The 17,456-nt window shown below is 37.4% G+C and carries 16 protein-coding genes and 1 other annotated feature; of the genes, 2 read left to right on the top strand and 14 right to left on the bottom strand.

The window, feature by feature from the left end; all coding sequences use genetic code 11:
• Positions 1 to 87 precede the first annotated feature (87 nt).
• The 7 genes from GJU32_RS22400 to GJU32_RS22370 all read right to left on the bottom strand — a co-directional run bounded on the left by GJU32_RS22400 (position 88) and on the right by GJU32_RS22370 (position 6,038).
• The gene (locus GJU32_RS22400; protein ID WP_155594111.1) at positions 88 to 756 is read right to left on the bottom strand and encodes a deoxynucleoside kinase; all 669 of its coding nucleotides are present in this window, start codon (positions 754 to 756) and stop codon (positions 88 to 90) included.
• Positions 756 to 1,391, bottom strand: coding sequence for a deoxynucleoside kinase (locus tag GJU32_RS22395; RefSeq protein ID WP_155594110.1), 636 nt, complete (start codon positions 1,389 to 1,391; stop codon positions 756 to 758). The genes GJU32_RS22400 and GJU32_RS22395 overlap by 1 nt, the downstream gene beginning before the upstream one ends.
• Before the next feature lie 215 nt (positions 1,392 to 1,606).
• On the bottom strand, positions 1,607 to 4,018 hold the full coding sequence (locus GJU32_RS22390; RefSeq protein WP_155594109.1) for a heavy metal translocating P-type ATPase: 2,412 nt from the start codon (positions 4,016 to 4,018) through the stop codon (positions 1,607 to 1,609).
• An 81-nt stretch (positions 4,019 to 4,099) separates the two neighbouring features.
• Positions 4,100 to 4,306, bottom strand: a complete 207-nt coding sequence (copZ, locus tag GJU32_RS22385; RefSeq protein ID WP_155594108.1) for a copper chaperone CopZ — start codon at positions 4,304 to 4,306, stop codon at positions 4,100 to 4,102.
• Between the two features lie 27 nt (positions 4,307 to 4,333).
• On the bottom strand, positions 4,334 to 4,666 hold the full coding sequence (locus tag GJU32_RS22380; RefSeq protein ID WP_155594107.1) for a metal-sensitive transcriptional regulator: 333 nt from the start codon (positions 4,664 to 4,666) through the stop codon (positions 4,334 to 4,336).
• A gap of 69 nt (positions 4,667 to 4,735) precedes the next feature.
• On the bottom strand, positions 4,736 to 5,683 hold the full coding sequence (locus GJU32_RS22375; protein WP_155594106.1) for a cation diffusion facilitator family transporter: 948 nt from the start codon (positions 5,681 to 5,683) through the stop codon (positions 4,736 to 4,738).
• 19 nt (positions 5,684 to 5,702) lie between these two features.
• Entirely contained in the window at positions 5,703 to 6,038 is a 336-nt protein-coding gene (locus GJU32_RS22370; protein WP_155594105.1) for an ArsR/SmtB family transcription factor, read from the bottom strand.
• 216 nt (positions 6,039 to 6,254) lie between these two features.
• Between GJU32_RS22370 and tadA the strand changes: the two genes are divergently transcribed.
• Complete coding sequence (gene tadA / locus GJU32_RS22365) at positions 6,255 to 6,770, top strand: tRNA adenosine(34) deaminase TadA (RefSeq protein WP_196426786.1); 516 nt, start codon at positions 6,255 to 6,257, stop codon at positions 6,768 to 6,770.
• A gap of 103 nt (positions 6,771 to 6,873) precedes the next feature.
• Here the strand turns inward: tadA and GJU32_RS23505 are convergent, their stop codons facing one another.
• From GJU32_RS23505 to pdxS, 4 genes are all read right to left on the bottom strand, one after another.
• Positions 6,874 to 7,407: an amidohydrolase family protein gene (locus GJU32_RS23505; protein ID WP_230875126.1), complete on the bottom strand. Its 534-nt coding sequence runs from the start codon at positions 7,405 to 7,407 to the stop codon at positions 6,874 to 6,876.
• 180 nt (positions 7,408 to 7,587) lie between these two features.
• On the bottom strand, positions 7,588 to 8,868 hold the full coding sequence (gene serS / locus GJU32_RS22350; RefSeq protein ID WP_155594104.1) for a serine--tRNA ligase: 1,281 nt from the start codon (positions 8,866 to 8,868) through the stop codon (positions 7,588 to 7,590).
• Between the two features lie 142 nt (positions 8,869 to 9,010).
• Positions 9,011 to 9,226: a binding site (T-box leader), on the bottom strand.
• A gap of 49 nt (positions 9,227 to 9,275) precedes the next feature.
• Entirely contained in the window at positions 9,276 to 9,839 is a 564-nt protein-coding gene (gene pdxT, locus GJU32_RS22345) for a pyridoxal 5'-phosphate synthase glutaminase subunit PdxT (protein ID WP_155594103.1), read from the bottom strand.
• Positions 9,840 to 9,841: 2 nt separating this feature from the next.
• Complete coding sequence (gene pdxS / locus GJU32_RS22340) at positions 9,842 to 10,726, bottom strand: pyridoxal 5'-phosphate synthase lyase subunit PdxS (protein WP_155594102.1); 885 nt, start codon at positions 10,724 to 10,726, stop codon at positions 9,842 to 9,844.
• 102 nt (positions 10,727 to 10,828) lie between these two features.
• On the opposite strand from pdxS, the gene pdxR reads away from it, so the two are divergent.
• Positions 10,829 to 12,253 carry a MocR-like pyridoxine biosynthesis transcription factor PdxR gene (pdxR, locus tag GJU32_RS22335; protein WP_155594101.1) on the top strand — a complete coding sequence of 475 codons (1,425 nt, stop codon included), beginning with the start codon at positions 10,829 to 10,831 and terminating at the stop codon, positions 12,251 to 12,253.
• A 14-nt stretch (positions 12,254 to 12,267) separates the two neighbouring features.
• Here the strand turns inward: pdxR and asnB are convergent, their stop codons facing one another.
• From asnB to guaB, 3 genes are all read right to left on the bottom strand, one after another.
• Positions 12,268 to 14,103 (bottom strand): asparagine synthase (glutamine-hydrolyzing), encoded by a 1,836-nt coding sequence (gene asnB / locus GJU32_RS22330; protein ID WP_155594100.1) that lies wholly within the window; start codon positions 14,101 to 14,103, stop codon positions 12,268 to 12,270.
• A gap of 100 nt (positions 14,104 to 14,203) precedes the next feature.
• Positions 14,204 to 15,535 (bottom strand): D-alanyl-D-alanine carboxypeptidase family protein, encoded by a 1,332-nt coding sequence (locus tag GJU32_RS22325; RefSeq protein ID WP_155594099.1) that lies wholly within the window; start codon positions 15,533 to 15,535, stop codon positions 14,204 to 14,206.
• Between the two features lie 141 nt (positions 15,536 to 15,676).
• Complete coding sequence (gene guaB / locus GJU32_RS22320) at positions 15,677 to 17,140, bottom strand: IMP dehydrogenase (RefSeq protein WP_155594098.1); 1,464 nt, start codon at positions 17,138 to 17,140, stop codon at positions 15,677 to 15,679.
• Positions 17,141 to 17,456: the final 316 nt, after the last annotated feature.

Genomic DNA, 17,456 nt, shown 5'->3' with positions numbered 1-17,456 from the left:
CAATTCTTATAATAATCCCTCCTATTCAAAAGACGTGAAACAATCGGCTATATATTGTCTCACGTCTTTTGGTCATTTATTTTACTTCTATTTTCGTAAATGGCTTGTTTGTTTTAGCATATGACTGATGCGGCTAACAATTGATTCAATCGCATCAGGATTTTTTAATAAATCATAATCATTAATATCTAAACGTAGAACTGGACAAGAATTAAAATTATTAATCCAGTTTTCGTAGCGTTCATGCATTTCTATCCAATAATCATTCGGAGTTTGTTGTTCCATGGCACGTCCGCGTTCTTGAATACGACCAATAACAGCATCAATCGGTCCCTCAAGATAGACAAGTAAATCTGGATGTGGGAAATAAGGTGTCATCACCATAGCATCAAACAAATTCGTATATGTTTCATAATCTGTCGGGCTCATTGTTCCTTTGTCATAGTGCATCTTGGCAAAAATTCCAGTATCCTCGTAAATAGACCGATCTTGTATGAATCCTCCACCATATTCAAAAATACGTTTTTGTTCTTTAAAACGTTCTGCTAAAAAGTAAACTTGTAAATGAAAGCTCCATTTTTCAAAGTCCTCGTAAAATTTATCAAGGTATGGATTTGTATCTACTTTTTCGAATGATGTACGAAAGTTTAGTGCTTCTGCTAACGCCTTTGTCATCGTTGATTTTCCTACACCTACAGTACCAGCAATAGTTATAACTGTTTGTTGAGGAATATCGTACTTCTCTCTTAAATTCATTATTGCAAACTCCTTTGTTGTAACGTATCTTTAATTATTTTTAAAACATGATTTAAATCGTCTGGATTTTTAACAAAATCAAACTGATCTCCATTAAATCGAATGACTGGAATTTCAGGATGCATTTTCTCAAAATGCTCGATAAAAGAATGATAATCGGCTACAAGCTGCTCCATGTAGTCTCGTGAAATCATTTTTTCAAATTCTCGACCACGCATGGCGATGCGCTTCATTAAAGTTTCGACGCTAGCATGTAAATAAACCACTACATTTGGAACAGGCATATCTTTCGTTAAAATTTTATAAATCCCCTCGTACTTCTCGTACTCAGTTGGTACCAATGTACGCTTCGCAAAAATTAAATTTTTAAAAATATGATAGTCTGCTACAACAGGCTTGTCATGTGCTAAACGAAATTTTTTAATATCTGTTAATTGCTTATAGCGATTACAAAGGAAGAACATTTCCGTTTGGAAGCTCCATTCCTCTATGTTTTCATAAAACTTATTTAAAAAAGGGTTTTCGTCTACAATTTCTTTTAATAGATGGTAATTAAATGTCGCTGCTATCTCTTTTGATAAAGAGGTTTTACCAACACCAATCGGACCTTCTACCGTAACAAATGGAACCGTCACCAGAAGCTCCTCCTTTTTGTTCTATGGATTCTATCGTTGTGTCTTGCTCTCTGACACCTCATTTATTAAATGAATCAGTACCGTTCATTGTATCATAGTGCGAAAATGAAAAACAGAATCAACCTATTGTTCTAGTAAATTAACTTGAGGGATTCCTCCTCTTTTTTCAATAAAAAAAGACATCGAGAATGTAATCCCAATGCCTTTTCAAACCATTATAATTTCACTCGTTGTAAACGTAGTGCATTTAATACAACTGATACCGAACTGAAGGCCATTGCTGCACCTGCCACCCATGGAGCCAGTAGACCAATTGCAGCAATTGGGATACCTAACGTATTGTATGCAAATGCCCAAAATAGATTTTGTTTAATATTACGCATAGTTTTTCGACTCATTAGAATAGCATCTGCAATACTATTCAAGTCACCACGAATAAGTGTAATATCTGCTGCTTCCATTGCAACATCTGTTCCTGTACCTATTGCCATACCAATATTTGCTGTTGCCAGTGCAGGCGCATCATTAATACCATCGCCCACCATCGCTACTTTTTTCCCTTGAGCTTGTAGCTTTTTCACCTCATCAGCTTTACCCTCTGGTAATACTTCAGCAATGACATGGTTTACGCCTACTTCTGTTCCTATTGCTTGAGCCGTACGTTCATTATCACCAGTCATCATAATTACCGTAATACCCATATTCTGCAAACGATGGATAGCTTCTTTTGACGTATCTTTTACTGTATCAGCGACAGCTACTAAACCTGCATATTGACCATTTATTGCAGCTAGCATTGCTGTTTTACCGTTTCGTTCTAGTTGCTCCATTGTTGGTAAAATATCATCCATATGAATTTCATATTGTTGCATTAATTTACGCGTACCAATGACTACACCTTGACCTGAGACAGTCGCCTGCACACCATAACCAGGTATTGCTTCGAAAAATTGAACGTCACCTAAAGCTATACCTCGTTCTTCTATACCATGGACAATGGCTTCAGCTAATGGGTGCTCTGACTGTTTCTCAGCTGCACCAATTAATGATAAAAAGCGTGTTTCATCTTGTTCTGGCGCTAAGAGAACATCCGTAAGCACTGGTTTTCCGTGTGTCACTGTACCTGTTTTATCTACAACAACTGTATCAATACTTTGCGTTTGTTCTAAATGTTCCCCACCTTTAAATAAAATACCAAATTCAGCAGCACGGCCTGAGCCTGCCATTATTGACGTTGGCGTTGCTAAGCCAAGAGCACATGGACAAGCGATTACAAGAACTGCTATTAAAACCTCTAAAGCAGGTGTAAATTCACCAGGTCGAACCCAAATAATCCAAATTAAAAAGGTTACAATGGCTATACCAACAACGATTGGTACGAAAACCCCCGAAATCTGATCTGCTAAACGTTGAATGGGTGCTTTTGATCCTTGAGCATCTTCAACCACTTTAATGATTTGTGCTAATGCTGTATCACGACCAACCTTTGTCGCGGTCATTTTAATAAAACCATTTTTATTAATGGTTGATCCAAATAATGGATCACCTTGCTTTTTATCAACTGGTAAACTCTCTCCCGTTAACATCGATTCATCAACGGCAGTTGTTCCCTCTATTACTTCACCATCAACGGGAATTTTTTCACCTGGTTTAACTAGAATAATATCGCCAATCATAACTTCTTCTAAAGGAACTTCTTTTTCTACACCATCACGTACAACGATAGCGGTTTTGGCTTGAAGTCCCATCAGTTTTTTTATGGCTTCAGATGAACGTCCTTTTGCTTTTGCCTCAAATAATTTACCTAGTAAAATTAATGTAATTAAAACAGCACTCGTTTCAAAATAAAGATGAGGGCCATGGTGTGATCCTATCGTTACAATTGCTTGGTATACACTATAGAAATAAGCAGCTGATGTCCCCATGACAACAAGTACATCCATATTAGCACTACCATTGCGTAATGCTTTATATGCCCCTACATAAAACTGTTTACCAATTATAAATTGCACTGGGGTAGCCAACACCATTTGAACCCATGGATTCATCAGAAACGCTGGCACATATAAGAAAGATGTAAAAGAAAAATGTCCAACCATCGTCCAAAGCAGTGGTAAGGAAAGTATCGCCGATAAAATAAATTTATTTTGTTGCTGCTTGATAGCCTTTTCGCGATGATCTGCGGTTTCCTGCTCATCAGCCTTTTGATGAGCACCATAGCCTAACTTCTCAACCTTTGCAATAATATCTACGATGGCCACTTCTGAAGGATTAAACTCAATCATTGCCTTTTCAAGTGCTAAGTTGACATTAGCGGAAGATATACCACTAAGCTTATTTAATCCTTTTTCAATGCGAGTCGCACAGGCCGCACATGTCATGCCGGTAATATCAAGTTCAGCTTTTTGTTTAACAACACCATAGCCTAGTGCTTCTATTTTCTTTTCGAAATCTTCTTCACTTAACTTTGCTGGGTCATACTTAATAGATGATTTTTCAAGCGCTAAATTAACCGTCGCTTGTTCCACACCATCCATTTTATTTAAACCTTTTTCTATACGAGTGGCACAGGCTGCACATGTCATACCTGTAATTTGCAAATTCGCTTCTTTACTATCAGAACTCATTTACCTTTCACCTCTCCTTATACCAACAGGGGGTATATAAATTTGAAAATAAGAGAGTGCTTCTAGAGCACTCTACTACTATTACTTTACCTCATAGCCTTGATCATCAATTGTTTCTTTAATTTGGTCAAGTGATACTTGTGAATCATCAAAAGCCACATCAACTAAGCCTTCCGCTAAATTAACTTTCACTTGTTCTACACCAGCTAAAGCACCAACATTTTTTTCAACTGCATTTACACAATGACCACATGACATTCCTTGTACATTTAATGTTACGTTTTGCATAATCAATCTCTCCTTTTGTATTCGTATCTATTTTTTCATTAACTTTTGAATCGTTACTACTAATTCATCCAATACGGCTTCATCGCCCTCTGATAGACGATCTACAACACAACCCTTTAAATGACCTTCTAATAATATTTTCGCTACACTATTTAAAGCTGACTGTGTGGCAGACAGTTGCGTAATAATATCATCACAGTAAACGTCTTTTTCAATCATTCCCTTAATGCCTCTAATTTGACCTTCAATGCGGTTCAATCGAGTTGTTAAATCCTTTTTTACACGCTCAGGGTGATGACTTTTTCGACAAGACGTAGCTTCCTCTGTATGACAAGCATCCTCTTTTACTGTGTCCTCCATTCACTACACCTCCTATTTCATTTTTATCATACTATACCCTCGAAGAGTATGCAAGTCATAAAAATTTTTTTATTCATGATGATGTTCATGGTCATTTTTTAATTCGCATAAAATTGAATTTTTATGTTGGTGTGAAGCTGTTTCTAATTGAATAGTTACATGCTTTATCCCCTTATGTTCAAGATTATGTTCAATTTTTCGTAAGATATGCTCACTATCAGCTATTTTCATTTGATCATTTACAACCGCATGACAGGACAATGCATTTGTTCCACTAGTAATTGTCCAGATGTGTAAATCATGGATACTTTCTATTCCTTCCGTCTGTTCTATTAGCTGGATAATCTCCTTAACATCTACGTTTGAAGGGGTTCCTTCCATTAAGACATGAATTGCAGCTTTTGTGACATAGTAGCCACTTCTTACTACTAGTAAGGCAACAATAACGCTCGCAAGAGGATCTGCCCAACCCCAACCAAAAAACATAATTAGTAAGGCAGCAACAATAGCCCCTACAGACCCAAGCATATCACTAAGTACATGTAAAAAAGCTCCACGCATATTTAAATTATCCTTTGTATCACTGCCACGCATCATAATCCATGCTACTAAAATGTTAATTAACAAACCGATTGTACTAATAATAAGCATTCCTGTAGTAGCTACTTCAGGGGGATTTGCAAAGCGTTCAATCGCTTCATAGAAAATAAATAATGCTATCCCTATTAATGTAATACCATTTAATACTGCAGCTAAAATTTCAAATCGTTTATAACCATACGTTTTACTATAGCTAGCAGCTTTTTCTCCAAACATAAAAGCTAACATGGCAATACCTAAAGAGATTGAGTCACTTAACATATGCCCTGCATCTGATAAAAGGGCCAAGCTATTCGTTAAAAAGCCACCAATTGCCTCGACTATCATATACCCTGTAATAATAATAAATGATAGTAATAAAACCTTTTTATTTGCACCATGTGTATGATCATGACCATGATCGTGATGATGTCCCATTTTCATTCCTCCATTTCGTTTAGTTATGAGACGCATGTTCTACTGCTTGCTTCAACAAATTCATAATGTGATCGTCATCCTTAGAATAATATAAGGTTGTTCCCTCTCTTCTAAATTTCACAAGGCGCAAATTTTTTAGAAAACGTAATTGATGGGAAACTGTTGATTGTCCTAAATCTAAACTATCTGCTATGTCATTGACAGAATGTTCATCTGTACATAGTAAGTTTAAAATACGAATTCGAGTTGGGTCACTTAATGCCTTAAAGGTTTGCGATACTACAAATAATGTTTCTTCATCTAAATGCTGATTATCGTTAAGATGTGTTCCTGAACTTGTTAATTTTTCATCCATAGAAGTTTACCCCATTCTTCAATATTTATATATGAACATGTGTTCATATATAAATATATATGGTTATTTTAGGAATGTCAATAATCAATTATGTCTCAGCATAATTGCATGGAATTGGCTTTGTGCTTATACAAAGTACGCCTCCTCATCTCAAAGAAGTTAACAGTAGCAATTACCAATTAAGCAGGATAAACTATTTTTAAGGAGAGATATTTAGTGGATATTTTTGAAACAGATCGTTTATTTATGAAACAAGCATTAGAAGAAGCAAAAAAAGCGGCTATTCTTGGGGAAGTGCCTATAGGGGCTGTACTTGTTTACGATGGGGAAATTATTGCAAGAGCTCATAATTTACGAGAAACAACACAAAATGCAACAACACATGCTGAGCTTTTGGTTATTCAAGAGGCTTGTAAAAAAATTGGTAGTTGGCGTCTCGAAAAAACAACCCTCTATGTTACGCTTGAACCTTGCCCTATGTGCGCAGGAGCTATCCTTCAATCTCGTGTACCACGTGTTGTCTATGGTGCAAGAGATATCAAAGCAGGTTGTGTAGATTCGCTCTATCGTTTATTAAACGATGCACGCTTTAACCATGAATGTGAAGTATCTGAAGGAATATTAGCAGATGAATGTGGACAAATCTTAACAGCCTTTTTTCAAGCTTTACGAGAGCGTAAAAAGGCTGAGAAAAAAGCAAGAAAAGCTTCGAAAGATGAAAAAAGTAATTAAAGAAGGTGCCTCCCAATGAGACACTTTTTTTTCTATATTTTAGGAATTGATATATATATGAAATATGTCGTAGCAGCGACATCATCTTCATAGCTAATTATTATTAAGCTTGAACAGTTGATTGTGTAAAAGCACATTGTCCTTCGATATATGTGGCGAAAGGTTTTACATGCATAAGCTGATCATGCGAAATAGTCAGTAAATCATCAGTGAGTACAACGAAATTAGCATAGTAGCCTTCTTTTAGCTGACTCACGTTCTCCATACGAATCATTGTCTTGCCATCAACTGTATAAAGCTGTAATGCTTGCTCTACAGAGATTCGTTCTGCTGCGCCTAAATTCGTCCCATCATAGGCTGTACGTGTAAAGGCTGCTTGAATCATCACAAAAGGATTAACAGCTTCCGCCCAAGAAGTAGCAGGAGCATCTGAAGATAAAGCTGTGTATTTATGTCCCAGGAAATTATCTAAGTATTTTATTTGCTTACTTTCATAAAATTGTTTTGAGAATTCAATTGCACCAATGGTTTTGCCTTGTTCCATAATTGGATAGGTTGAGCTTAGTGATAAATAATTGAAACCATTCAACGCCGTAAGCTGCTGCTCGTAGTATAGAATAGGTTGTCCTGTTTGCATAACTTTAAAGATGATGCTTGTCTCAGGTAATAAATTTTGATGTCAAATTGGTGTAAAGCCATGAATTTCACCCATTATAACGAATTTCCAAAAATTATGAGAGATTTCAATTTTGGAAATACAAAAAAGCTATTTTAGATCCCTCGTTAAAGGATGCCTAAAATAGCTTTTAACAGTTGTTTATTTTGGTGCGATTACTTTTTTTCCACCCATGTAAGGTCTTAGGGCTTCAGGAATTACTACACTTCCATCCGCTTGTTGGTAGTTTTCTAGGATCGCGGCAACTGTACGACCAATAGCAAGACCTGAACCGTTTAATGTGTGAACAAACTCTGGCTTTGCATTTGGCTCACGACGGAAGCGGATATTTGCACGTCGTGCTTGGAAATCCTCAAAGTTAGAACAAGAAGAAATTTCACGGTACATGTTTTGTGCTGGAATCCAAACTTCTAAATCATATTTTTTCGCTGCAGTAAAGCCTAAATCAGCTGTACACATTTTAAGTTTACGATAAGGTAAACCTAGTAATTGCAGTACTTTTTCGGCATGACCTGTTAACAACTCTAATTGTTCGTATGATTCCTCTGGCTTTACAAAGCGCACTAATTCTACTTTGTTAAATTGGTGTTGGCGAATTAAGCCGCGCGTATCACGACCTGCTGAGCCCGCTTCTGAACGGAAGCATGCACTATATGCAGCAAAGCCTTGTGGTAAAGCTTCGGCAGGTAAAATCTCATCACGATAGAAATTTGTTACTGGTACCTCTGCCGTTGGAATCATGAAGTAATCTGTTTCCTCTAGTTTGAATACATCTTCCTCAAATTTCGGAAGCTGTCCAGTACCTGTTAAGCTATCGCGATTAACAATTACAGGTGGTAGCATTTCCTCATAGCCATGCTCTTCTGCATGTAAATCCATCATGAATGTCATTAATGCACGCTCTAAACGAGCTCCTAGACCACGGTAGAATAAGAAACGGCTACCCGTTACTTTTGCGCCACGTTCAAAGTCTACAATTTTTAAATCTGTAGCAAGATCCCAGTGTGCTTTAATGTCAAAATCAAATGTTGGAATTTCGCCCCAAGTATATTCCTCAACGTTGTCGTCCTCTGTTGTGCCTACTGGTACAGATTCATGTGGAATATTTGGTAAACGCATCATCATATCTTTAAAGCGCTCTTCAACATCATTTAATTGTACATCTAGCTCTTTAATTTCATCGCCAACTTGACGCATACGAGCAATAACTTCATCTGCGTTTTCTTTATTGCGCTTCATAATTGAAATCTGTTCAGATACTTTATTACGTTCTGCTTTTAATTCTTCCGTTTTAGCAATTAATTCACGACGCTTTGCATCTAAATTTTCAAAGTCGTCCAAGTTCCCTAAATCTTCATTACGTGTTAATAGCATCTCTTTAATTTCCGCGAAATTATCGCGCACGCGTTTAATATCTAACATATTCATACCTCCAGTAGTTTCTTAATGATGGGAAATTGTTGCAACAATTATGGCCAGGTGTAGTTGCATCCAGATTTTTTCAAGTTTACTCAAAAAATCCTTTTTAAAATAAAGATAAACACAAAAAAGCCCTCATCCCCTGAAAAGGGACGAGAGCTACCCGCGTTGCCACCCTAATTGATTAGGCATCTGCCTAATCCACTTATTTCATAACGGCATTTCAGCCGGCTACAGCCTACTTCATTCACTTCGACTGTGCAACTCCAGGACGGATTCACAAGTGCTTTTATCAGCTTCCACCAACCGCTGACTCTCTAAAAAAAACGTGCTCGCTACTACTTCCCATCATCGTGTTCAGTTATTTAAATTTTAACCATACTGTACTATATGAAAACGGATTTTGCAAGTCATACCATAGAGGATACAAAATATTCAAGAATTCGTGTATCCGGCGTTAATTCTGGATGAAACGAACACCCTAATAAATGACCATCTTGTGCTAAGATAATTTTCCCCTCATGGTGTGCGAGAATTTCAACATTTTTGCCCACAGCTTCAATGTGAGGTGCACGAATAAATACAGCTGGAATATCTACACCTATTTTAGGAATATCCAATTTTATTTCGAAGCTATCCACCTGACGTCCATATGAGTTCCTTGCTACCACCACATCCATAACAGCCAAATGCGGTTCATCATCTACTAAATGATTAGCCAATAAAATTAATCCTGCACATGTCCCAAACATCGGTAAACCTTGCTGTGCTAGTTCACGGATTGGCTTTAGTAAATCAAAACGATCCAGCAGTTTTCTCATCGTTGTGCTTTCTCCTCCAGGTAACACAAGAGCATCAAGTTTAACTAAATCTTGCTTACTTTTTACTTGGATAGCCTCACAACCAAGATCTTTCAGCATTTGAACATGCTCACGCACCGCTCCCTGTAATGCTAAAACACCGATTCGTTTCATTCCTACCAACCTCGCTCTTGCATACGCTCGTTTTGCCCAAGTTGGGCGATATCAATCCCCTTCATTGGTACACCGAGCTCCTTTGATATTTCAGCAATAAGCTTATAGTCTTTGTAATGGGTAGTCGCTTCTACAATGGCACGTGCGAACTTTTCAGGATTTTCCGATTTGAAAATACCTGAACCAACAAATACACCATCAGCTCCAAGCTCCATCATTAATGCCGCATCTGCTGGCGTAGCAACACCACCTGCAGCAAAGTTTACTACTGGTAATCGACCAAGTCGTTTAATTTCTCTTAATAATTCGAAAGGAGCCCCTAATAATTTCGCCTCTGTCATTAACTCATCCTCTGTCATACCAACTACTTTACGTACCTGTGCATTCACTTTGCGAATATGTCGAACTGCCTCTACAATATTTCCTGTTCCTGGTTCCCCTTTAGTTCGCAACATGGATGCTCCTTCACCGATACGACGTGCTGCTTCACCTAAATCACGACATCCACAAACAAATGGCACTGTGTAATCGCTTTTTAATAAATGGTACTCTTCATCTGCTGGTGTTAAAACTTCACTTTCATCGATATAGTCAACACCCATTGCTTCTAAGATACGTGCTTCAACAATGTGTCCAATACGAGCTTTTGCCATAACAGGAATAGATACAGCACCCATTACTTCCTCAACAATACGAGGATCTGCCATCCGCGCAACACCACCAGCTTTGCGAATATCTGAAGGTACTCTTTCTAGAGCCATTACCGCTACAGCACCTGCAGCTTCAGCAATTTTTGCTTGCTCTGCATTAATAACGTCCATAATGACGCCGCCCTTTTGCATTTCTGCCATTCCACGTTTTACTAACTCTGTACCTGTTTGTTTCATTTTCTAACCTCCACCTTCATGATGAAATTTAGTATAATAGAAATTGACCATATCAAAATATCCAGTTTTCGAAATAATTATAAGGTCAGGAGGACTCAGAGCATGGATATGCTTTTATTTCAGCTTGAAAGAGATAGCGAAAAACCGCTTTATGATCAGCTTTATAACGGTATTAAAGAAGCCATTATTTCAAAGAAAATAATTGTAGGAGAAAAATTACCATCAAAAAGAAAATTAGCAGATTTTTTAAATATTTCTCAAACAACGATTGAAATTGCCTATGCACAGTTACTAGCTGAAGGCTATATTATGTCAAAATCACGTATTGGCTATTTTGTAGAAGAAATAGATGAGCTACCGTATATTCAACAAGACACTGTAACTTCCTTCAGGGAGCACCATAAGAAAAAATCATACAAAATAGATTTTAATCCTGGTTCTATTGATATTGATGCGTTTCCGTTTCAAACGTGGAGAAAGTATGCAAAGGAGTTATTTGACGATACTGCAAAGCAATTATTATTAACAGGAGAACCTCAAGGAGAGCTTCCTTTACGCACTGAAATTGCGAATTATTTATACCAATCGCGCGGCGTTGTGTGTAATCCTGAGCAAATCGTGATTGGCTCTGGTACGGAACAACTTCTTCCTATGATCCTACGTCTTTTTAGCGATGACACCTGCTTTGCCTTGGAAAACCCAGGTTATCCTGCTGTGCATCGGATGTTTTCGCAACATAAACGAAAAGTCTACCCGATTGCAGTTGACGAAGAGGGCATTATTATTCATGAGCTTGAAAAGACTAGTGCTCATGTTGTTTATATTACGCCCTCACACCAATTCCCTACCGGCGCAGTATTATCCGCTACAAGACGTGCACAGGCTTTAAATTGGGCCGCACAAAGCTCCTCTCGCTATATTATTGAAGATGATTATGATTCAGAATTTCGTTATGCTGGAAAACCAATTCCTGCACTTCAAGCCTTAGATCGAAATGATAAAGTCATTTACATGAGCACCTTTACGAAATCATTAATGCCATCCTTGCGTGTAGCTTATTTTGTACTTCCACCGAAGCTACTTGCTACGTATAACGATGTATTTAACTATTATTCATCTACTGTGCCTCGTTTCGATCAACATATTGTGGCAAATTTTATGCGCGATGGACATTTTGCAAAGCATCTCAATCGAATGCGTAAAATTTATCGTAAAAAACATGACAAGCTAACTTCTATTTTAGAAAAATATTCATCATCAATTAAAATTACTGGTGAGCAAGCAGGGATGCATATTTTATTAGACGTTCAGCACTCGTTATCAGAGAAACAATTACAACAGCTTGCCTTTCAAGAGGAGATAGGTATCTATCCATTATCTGATTATAAATTAGATCATTTTGAATCTTCACAAGCTCAATTTTTACTAGGTTTTGGTGGGATACCTGTACAAGCTATTGAACAAGCTATTGAACACCTAATGGATTGTTGGGGAATACAAAAAAATGACCCATCTACTAACTTGTAGATGGATCATTCTCTTTATGTCTCGATCAAGTCGATATTATAGTGCTCAAACCAAGTATGAATTTGCCCTAGATACGCTAATAGCTGAGGTCCTGCCATTAATTGTCCATACCACGGAATCTTGAAGGAGCTACCTCCTGATTCAATTAATTCTGCTAGCTTTTGCTTTTCAAATAGTTCATGTAAAATGGAGTTTTTATCAGTAAGGATTTCTTTCAACCATTGTTGAACGCCCGCTGTATAAACTGGATGATATGTTTTAGGATAAGGATTCTTTTTACGATACAACACTTCATCAGGCAATAAATGTGCCATCGACTTTCGAAGTAACCCTTTTTCTATTCCATCTAAATTTTTCATTTCCCACGGAATATTCCAAGCATATTCCACAAGTCGATGATCTGCAAAAGGAACACGCACCTCTAAACTTGCACCCATGCTCATTCGATCCTTACGCTCTAGCAATGTTTGCATAAACCATAACATATTTAAATAAAACATTTCACGGTGTCTTGCTTCTGCTGGACTTTCCCCATCTAACAACGGTACTTCAGCTAGTGTTTGTGTATATAGTTGTTGTGCATAGGATTCAATTTTTAATTTTTTATCCCACTTCTCTTGTAGTAATGTACTTCTTGCAGACAATGAACGAATCCAAGGAAAACCGGAAATCTGTTCTTTAAACCATGGGTATCCTCCAAAAATTTCATCTGCACACTCTCCTGATAGTGCTACAGTAAAGTCCTTTTTTATTTCGCGACAAAACCATAATAACGATGAGTCTACATCTGCCATACCAGGGGAATCTCTAACAATGACAGATTCCACTAATAGATTGATTAATTGTTGTTGACTAATTTCCTCTGCATGATGTGTCGTCTGAAAAGAGTTTGTCATCTTTTGAATCCAATACGTATCTGTTGATGTTTGGAAAGTATGCGGGTTAAAGAAGCGTTCATTATCCTCATAATCGATAGAATACGTATGCAATTTATTGTTTTGCTGTTGAAATCTATTTGCCGCAATGCCCGTAATAATACTGGAATCAAGTCCACCTGAAAGAAATGTACAGATGGGTACATCCGAAACAAGCTGACGTTCAATAGCATCTGTTAATAAAAAACGTACATGCTCAATAGTCTCTTCTAATGATTCATCATGTTTGTGGCTTTGTAGCTGCCAATATTGCCATTTTTTTAAGCCTTCTTTGGAGAAACGCATGGCATAGCCGGGTCTTAATTCCTCAATGTTTTGGAAAAGAGTATTGCCTGGTGCTCTAGACGGTCCTACAGCCATCATGCTTGCCAATCCTTCAACATTTACGTTTGCTTGAACCATCGGATGTGTCAACAAGGCCTTCACTTCAGATGCAAAAAGAACACCACCTTGTTGCTCTGTATAGTATAAGGGTTTTACGCCTAATCGGTCTCTACATAAAAACAGTGATTGTGTTTCCTCATCCCAAACTCCAAAAGCAAAAATGCCATTTAGATAATCTACACATCGCTCTTTCCATTCAATATAGGCAGTCAATAACACTTCCGTATCTGAATGTGTAATAAAACGATACCCTCTTTTTTGAAGTTCTTTACGAAGCTCTTCTGTATTATAAAGTTCGCCATTGTATGTAATGACATAGTTTACCCCATCATGTATTTTTTTCATTGGCTGTTTGCCACCAATTAAATCAATAACAGCCAACCGTCGATGACCAAATGCAATATGCTCACTACACCAAATATTTTCATCATCTGGCCCTCTCTTATTTAATGTTTGCGTCATTGCTTTTAAAATTGTATCACTTGTTCTTAAATCCTTTTGAAAGCTAGCCCATCCTGTAATGCCACACATTTAGCCACATCCTTTCGCCTATTAGCGTATGCAGTTCTGTGCGAAAATGTGAAAAAGCACATGAATGCTATATAACATTCATGTGCTCATTAACTATTGATTAAAATAGTCCCCCAACAAAGTCTGAAATGCCTCCCCATAAATTACCGAAGAAGTTCCCAACACCTTGGAAGAACAATGAGATACCGCTAGCACGCTCTACAGCCGCCGTTGTTACAACATTGGATGAAATATCCTTGCCATCAATAAAGCCGTAATCTGTGCCCTCTGTGCGCTCAATAACAACCTTCCCTACAACTGTATCCTTCTTTACTTTTGCCTCTAGGCTTTTTTTATCTAAAACTAATGTAGGTTTGTATAAATCTTTTTCAGAAGACTTAATCATAAATGAAATAGGTTCTTTTACAGCGATTGCTACTTTGTCTTCTTTACCTTTTGTCACTTTTACTGTTTTTTGATCTTTGAACGTATAGTTCGCTGGTAAAACTTCTTGTTTTGAGAATTGTGAAAAGCCATAGTTAAATAATTTTGCCGTTGCATCAAAACGAGCCTTATAAGATCCTTGACCATTTGCATCAACAGCTTTCATAACCACTGCAATCAAACGAGTACCATTGCGCTCTGCAGTACCTGTGAAGCAGTGACCTGCGAAGTTTGTTGTACCTGTTTTTAATCCATCTACACCTTGATATTCAAATACTAATCCCGGTAACATGAAGTTCCAGTTAGCCATTTCAATTGCATCATCTGTACCTTCACGGAATGTCTTCTTTGTAATTTTAGACGTCTCTAATACTTTTGGATGATCTTTTAATAAATGATACGCTAATTTAGCTACAGATTTAGCAGGCATTACATTTTCATCTTCTGGCCCTGTACCTGATGGATGCATACCAAATAAATCAGCGTTGTTAAGACCACTAGCATTGACAAACTTATAACCTTCTAAGCCAAGTTCTTCTGCTTTTTTATTCATTAATTTTAAAAATTCAGTCTCAGTACCGGCAATTGTTTCTGCAATAGCTACTGTTGCAGCATTCGCCGAATAAATTGCCATCGCCTCATACAATTCACGGATCGTGTAAGAGCCATCTCTACGCAAAGGTACATTACTTAATGCACGATTCTGAGACATGCGATACGTATAATCCGTTACATGATATTCCTGATCCCACTTAACTGTCCCTGCATCAATGGCGTCCAATAACAGGTACTCAGTCATCATTTTCGTCATACTCGCAATACCTAACGAAGTATCAGCATTCTGTTCGTATAAAATTTTTCCTGAATCTGCGTCAATTAAAATTGCAGCATCCACTGTTAATCCTAAATCTGTTTCCGCATTTGCCTTTGCAGGAATGCCTGCAAAAATACCAATTAATAAAACAGGAATTAGGAGTAAGCGTAATAGGGTGTTCGTTTTCTTTTTCACCTTTAAAGCCCTCCAAAAAATAATCTTGTCCTCGACATTTTATCATAGATAACAACAAACGTGTTGACTCTCTACTATAAAAAAATGCTCTCGCGCCATCTTTGTAGACGATGCGAAAGCATAAAAGTTGCAAGTAATAAATTACATGGAATAGTTTGGTGATTCTTTTGTAATCTGTACATCATGTGGATGTGATTCGCGTAGACCAGCACCTGTCATTCTAACAAATTGTGCACTTTCTCGTAGGTATTCAAGATGTGGTGCTCCACAATACCCCATACCAGCACGAATACCACCAATAAGTTGATAAATTGTATCCGCTAGTGGTCCTTTATATGGTAAGCGACCCTCGATACCTTCAGGAACTAATTTCTTCGCATCTTCTTGGAAGTATCGATCTTTTGAACCTTTTTCCATTGCTCCTATAGAACCCATACCACGGTAAACTTTGAAACGACGACCTTGGAAGATTTCTGTTTCCCCAGGAGATTCAGAAGTACCTGCAAGAAGAGAACCAAGCATAACTACGTTTCCACCCGCTGCTAAAGCTTTTACGATATCACCAGAGTATTTTATACCACCATCAGCAATAATTGTTTTACCAAGCTCGCGAGCTACTGTAGCACAATCATAAACTGCTGTAATTTGCGGTACACCTACACCAGCTACTACACGTGTTGTACAAATAGAACCTGGACCAATACCTACTTTAACAACGTCTGCACCAGCTTCAAATAATGCACGGGCACCTTCTCCAGTAGCTACGTTACCAGCAATAATTTCTAACTCTGGGTAAGTATCGCGGATTGAACGGATTGTTTGCAATACGCCTTCAGAATGACCATGAGCTGTATCGATAACTACAATGTCAACTTGTGCTTCTACAAGTTTCTCGATGCGTACCATTGTATCCTTCGATACACCAACTGCTGCACCTACAAGTAAACGACCATGTGTATCTTTAGCTGCATTTGGGAACTCGATTACTTTCTCAATGTCCTTAATTGTGATAAGTCCAGTTAATCTACCTTCTTCATCTACAATTGGAAGTTTTTCGATTTTATATTGTTGAAGAATTTTTTCAGCATCCTCTAAAGTCGTTCCAACAGGAGCTGTAATCAAATCTTCTTTAGTCATTACATCTTCAATTTTTAAAGAGTAATCAGAGATAAAACGTAAATCACGGTTTGTGATAATTCCTACTAGCTTTTGGTTTTCCATGCTATCAACAATAGGTACACCAGAGATTCGGTATTTACCCATTAAATGTTCAGCATCAAAAACTTGATGAGTCGGAGTTAAGAAGAACGGGTTTGTAATAACACCATTTTCAGAACGTTTTACTTTTTCTACTTGTTCAGCTTGCTCATCGATTCCCATGTTTTTATGAATAATACCGATACCGCCTTGGCGTGCCATAGCAATTGCCATTTTAGACTCTGTAACTGTATCCATACCTGCGCTGACCATTGGAATGTTTAATTTAATCTTTGGTGTTAATTGTACAGATAGATCAACATCTTTCGGTAATACTTCGGAATGAGCTGGTACTAATAATACATCATCAAAAGTTAAACCTTCTTTGGCAAATTTAGTCTCCCACATTTTCGTAACTTCCTCCTATAGTTAAAAGAATATTAATTGTAAGATTAACAACGTGGACTGCTACTGTCAAGAAACTTATAAAAGAAAGACAATTCAGATTTTTAATAATAGCAAATTTAAGGTGATAATCCAAATAAAAAGCTATAGTAAAAAGAGAATTACACCTATTTTTTTTTCAAATAAACGGATAATAAATGAAATTTTATTTAAGAATTTCATTAGTAAAATAAAAAAACAGTCAGCACACAGCTGACTGTTTTCATTGCTTAGCGACGTCCTACTCTCACAGGGGGAAGCCCCCAACTACCATCGGCGC

The sequence above is a fragment of the Lysinibacillus cavernae genome, from assembly GCF_009724685.1.
GTDB classification, from domain to species: Bacteria; Bacillota; Bacilli; order Bacillales_A; family Planococcaceae; genus Lysinibacillus; species Lysinibacillus cavernae.
This window is presented reverse-complemented; position numbering and strand designations above follow the sequence as displayed.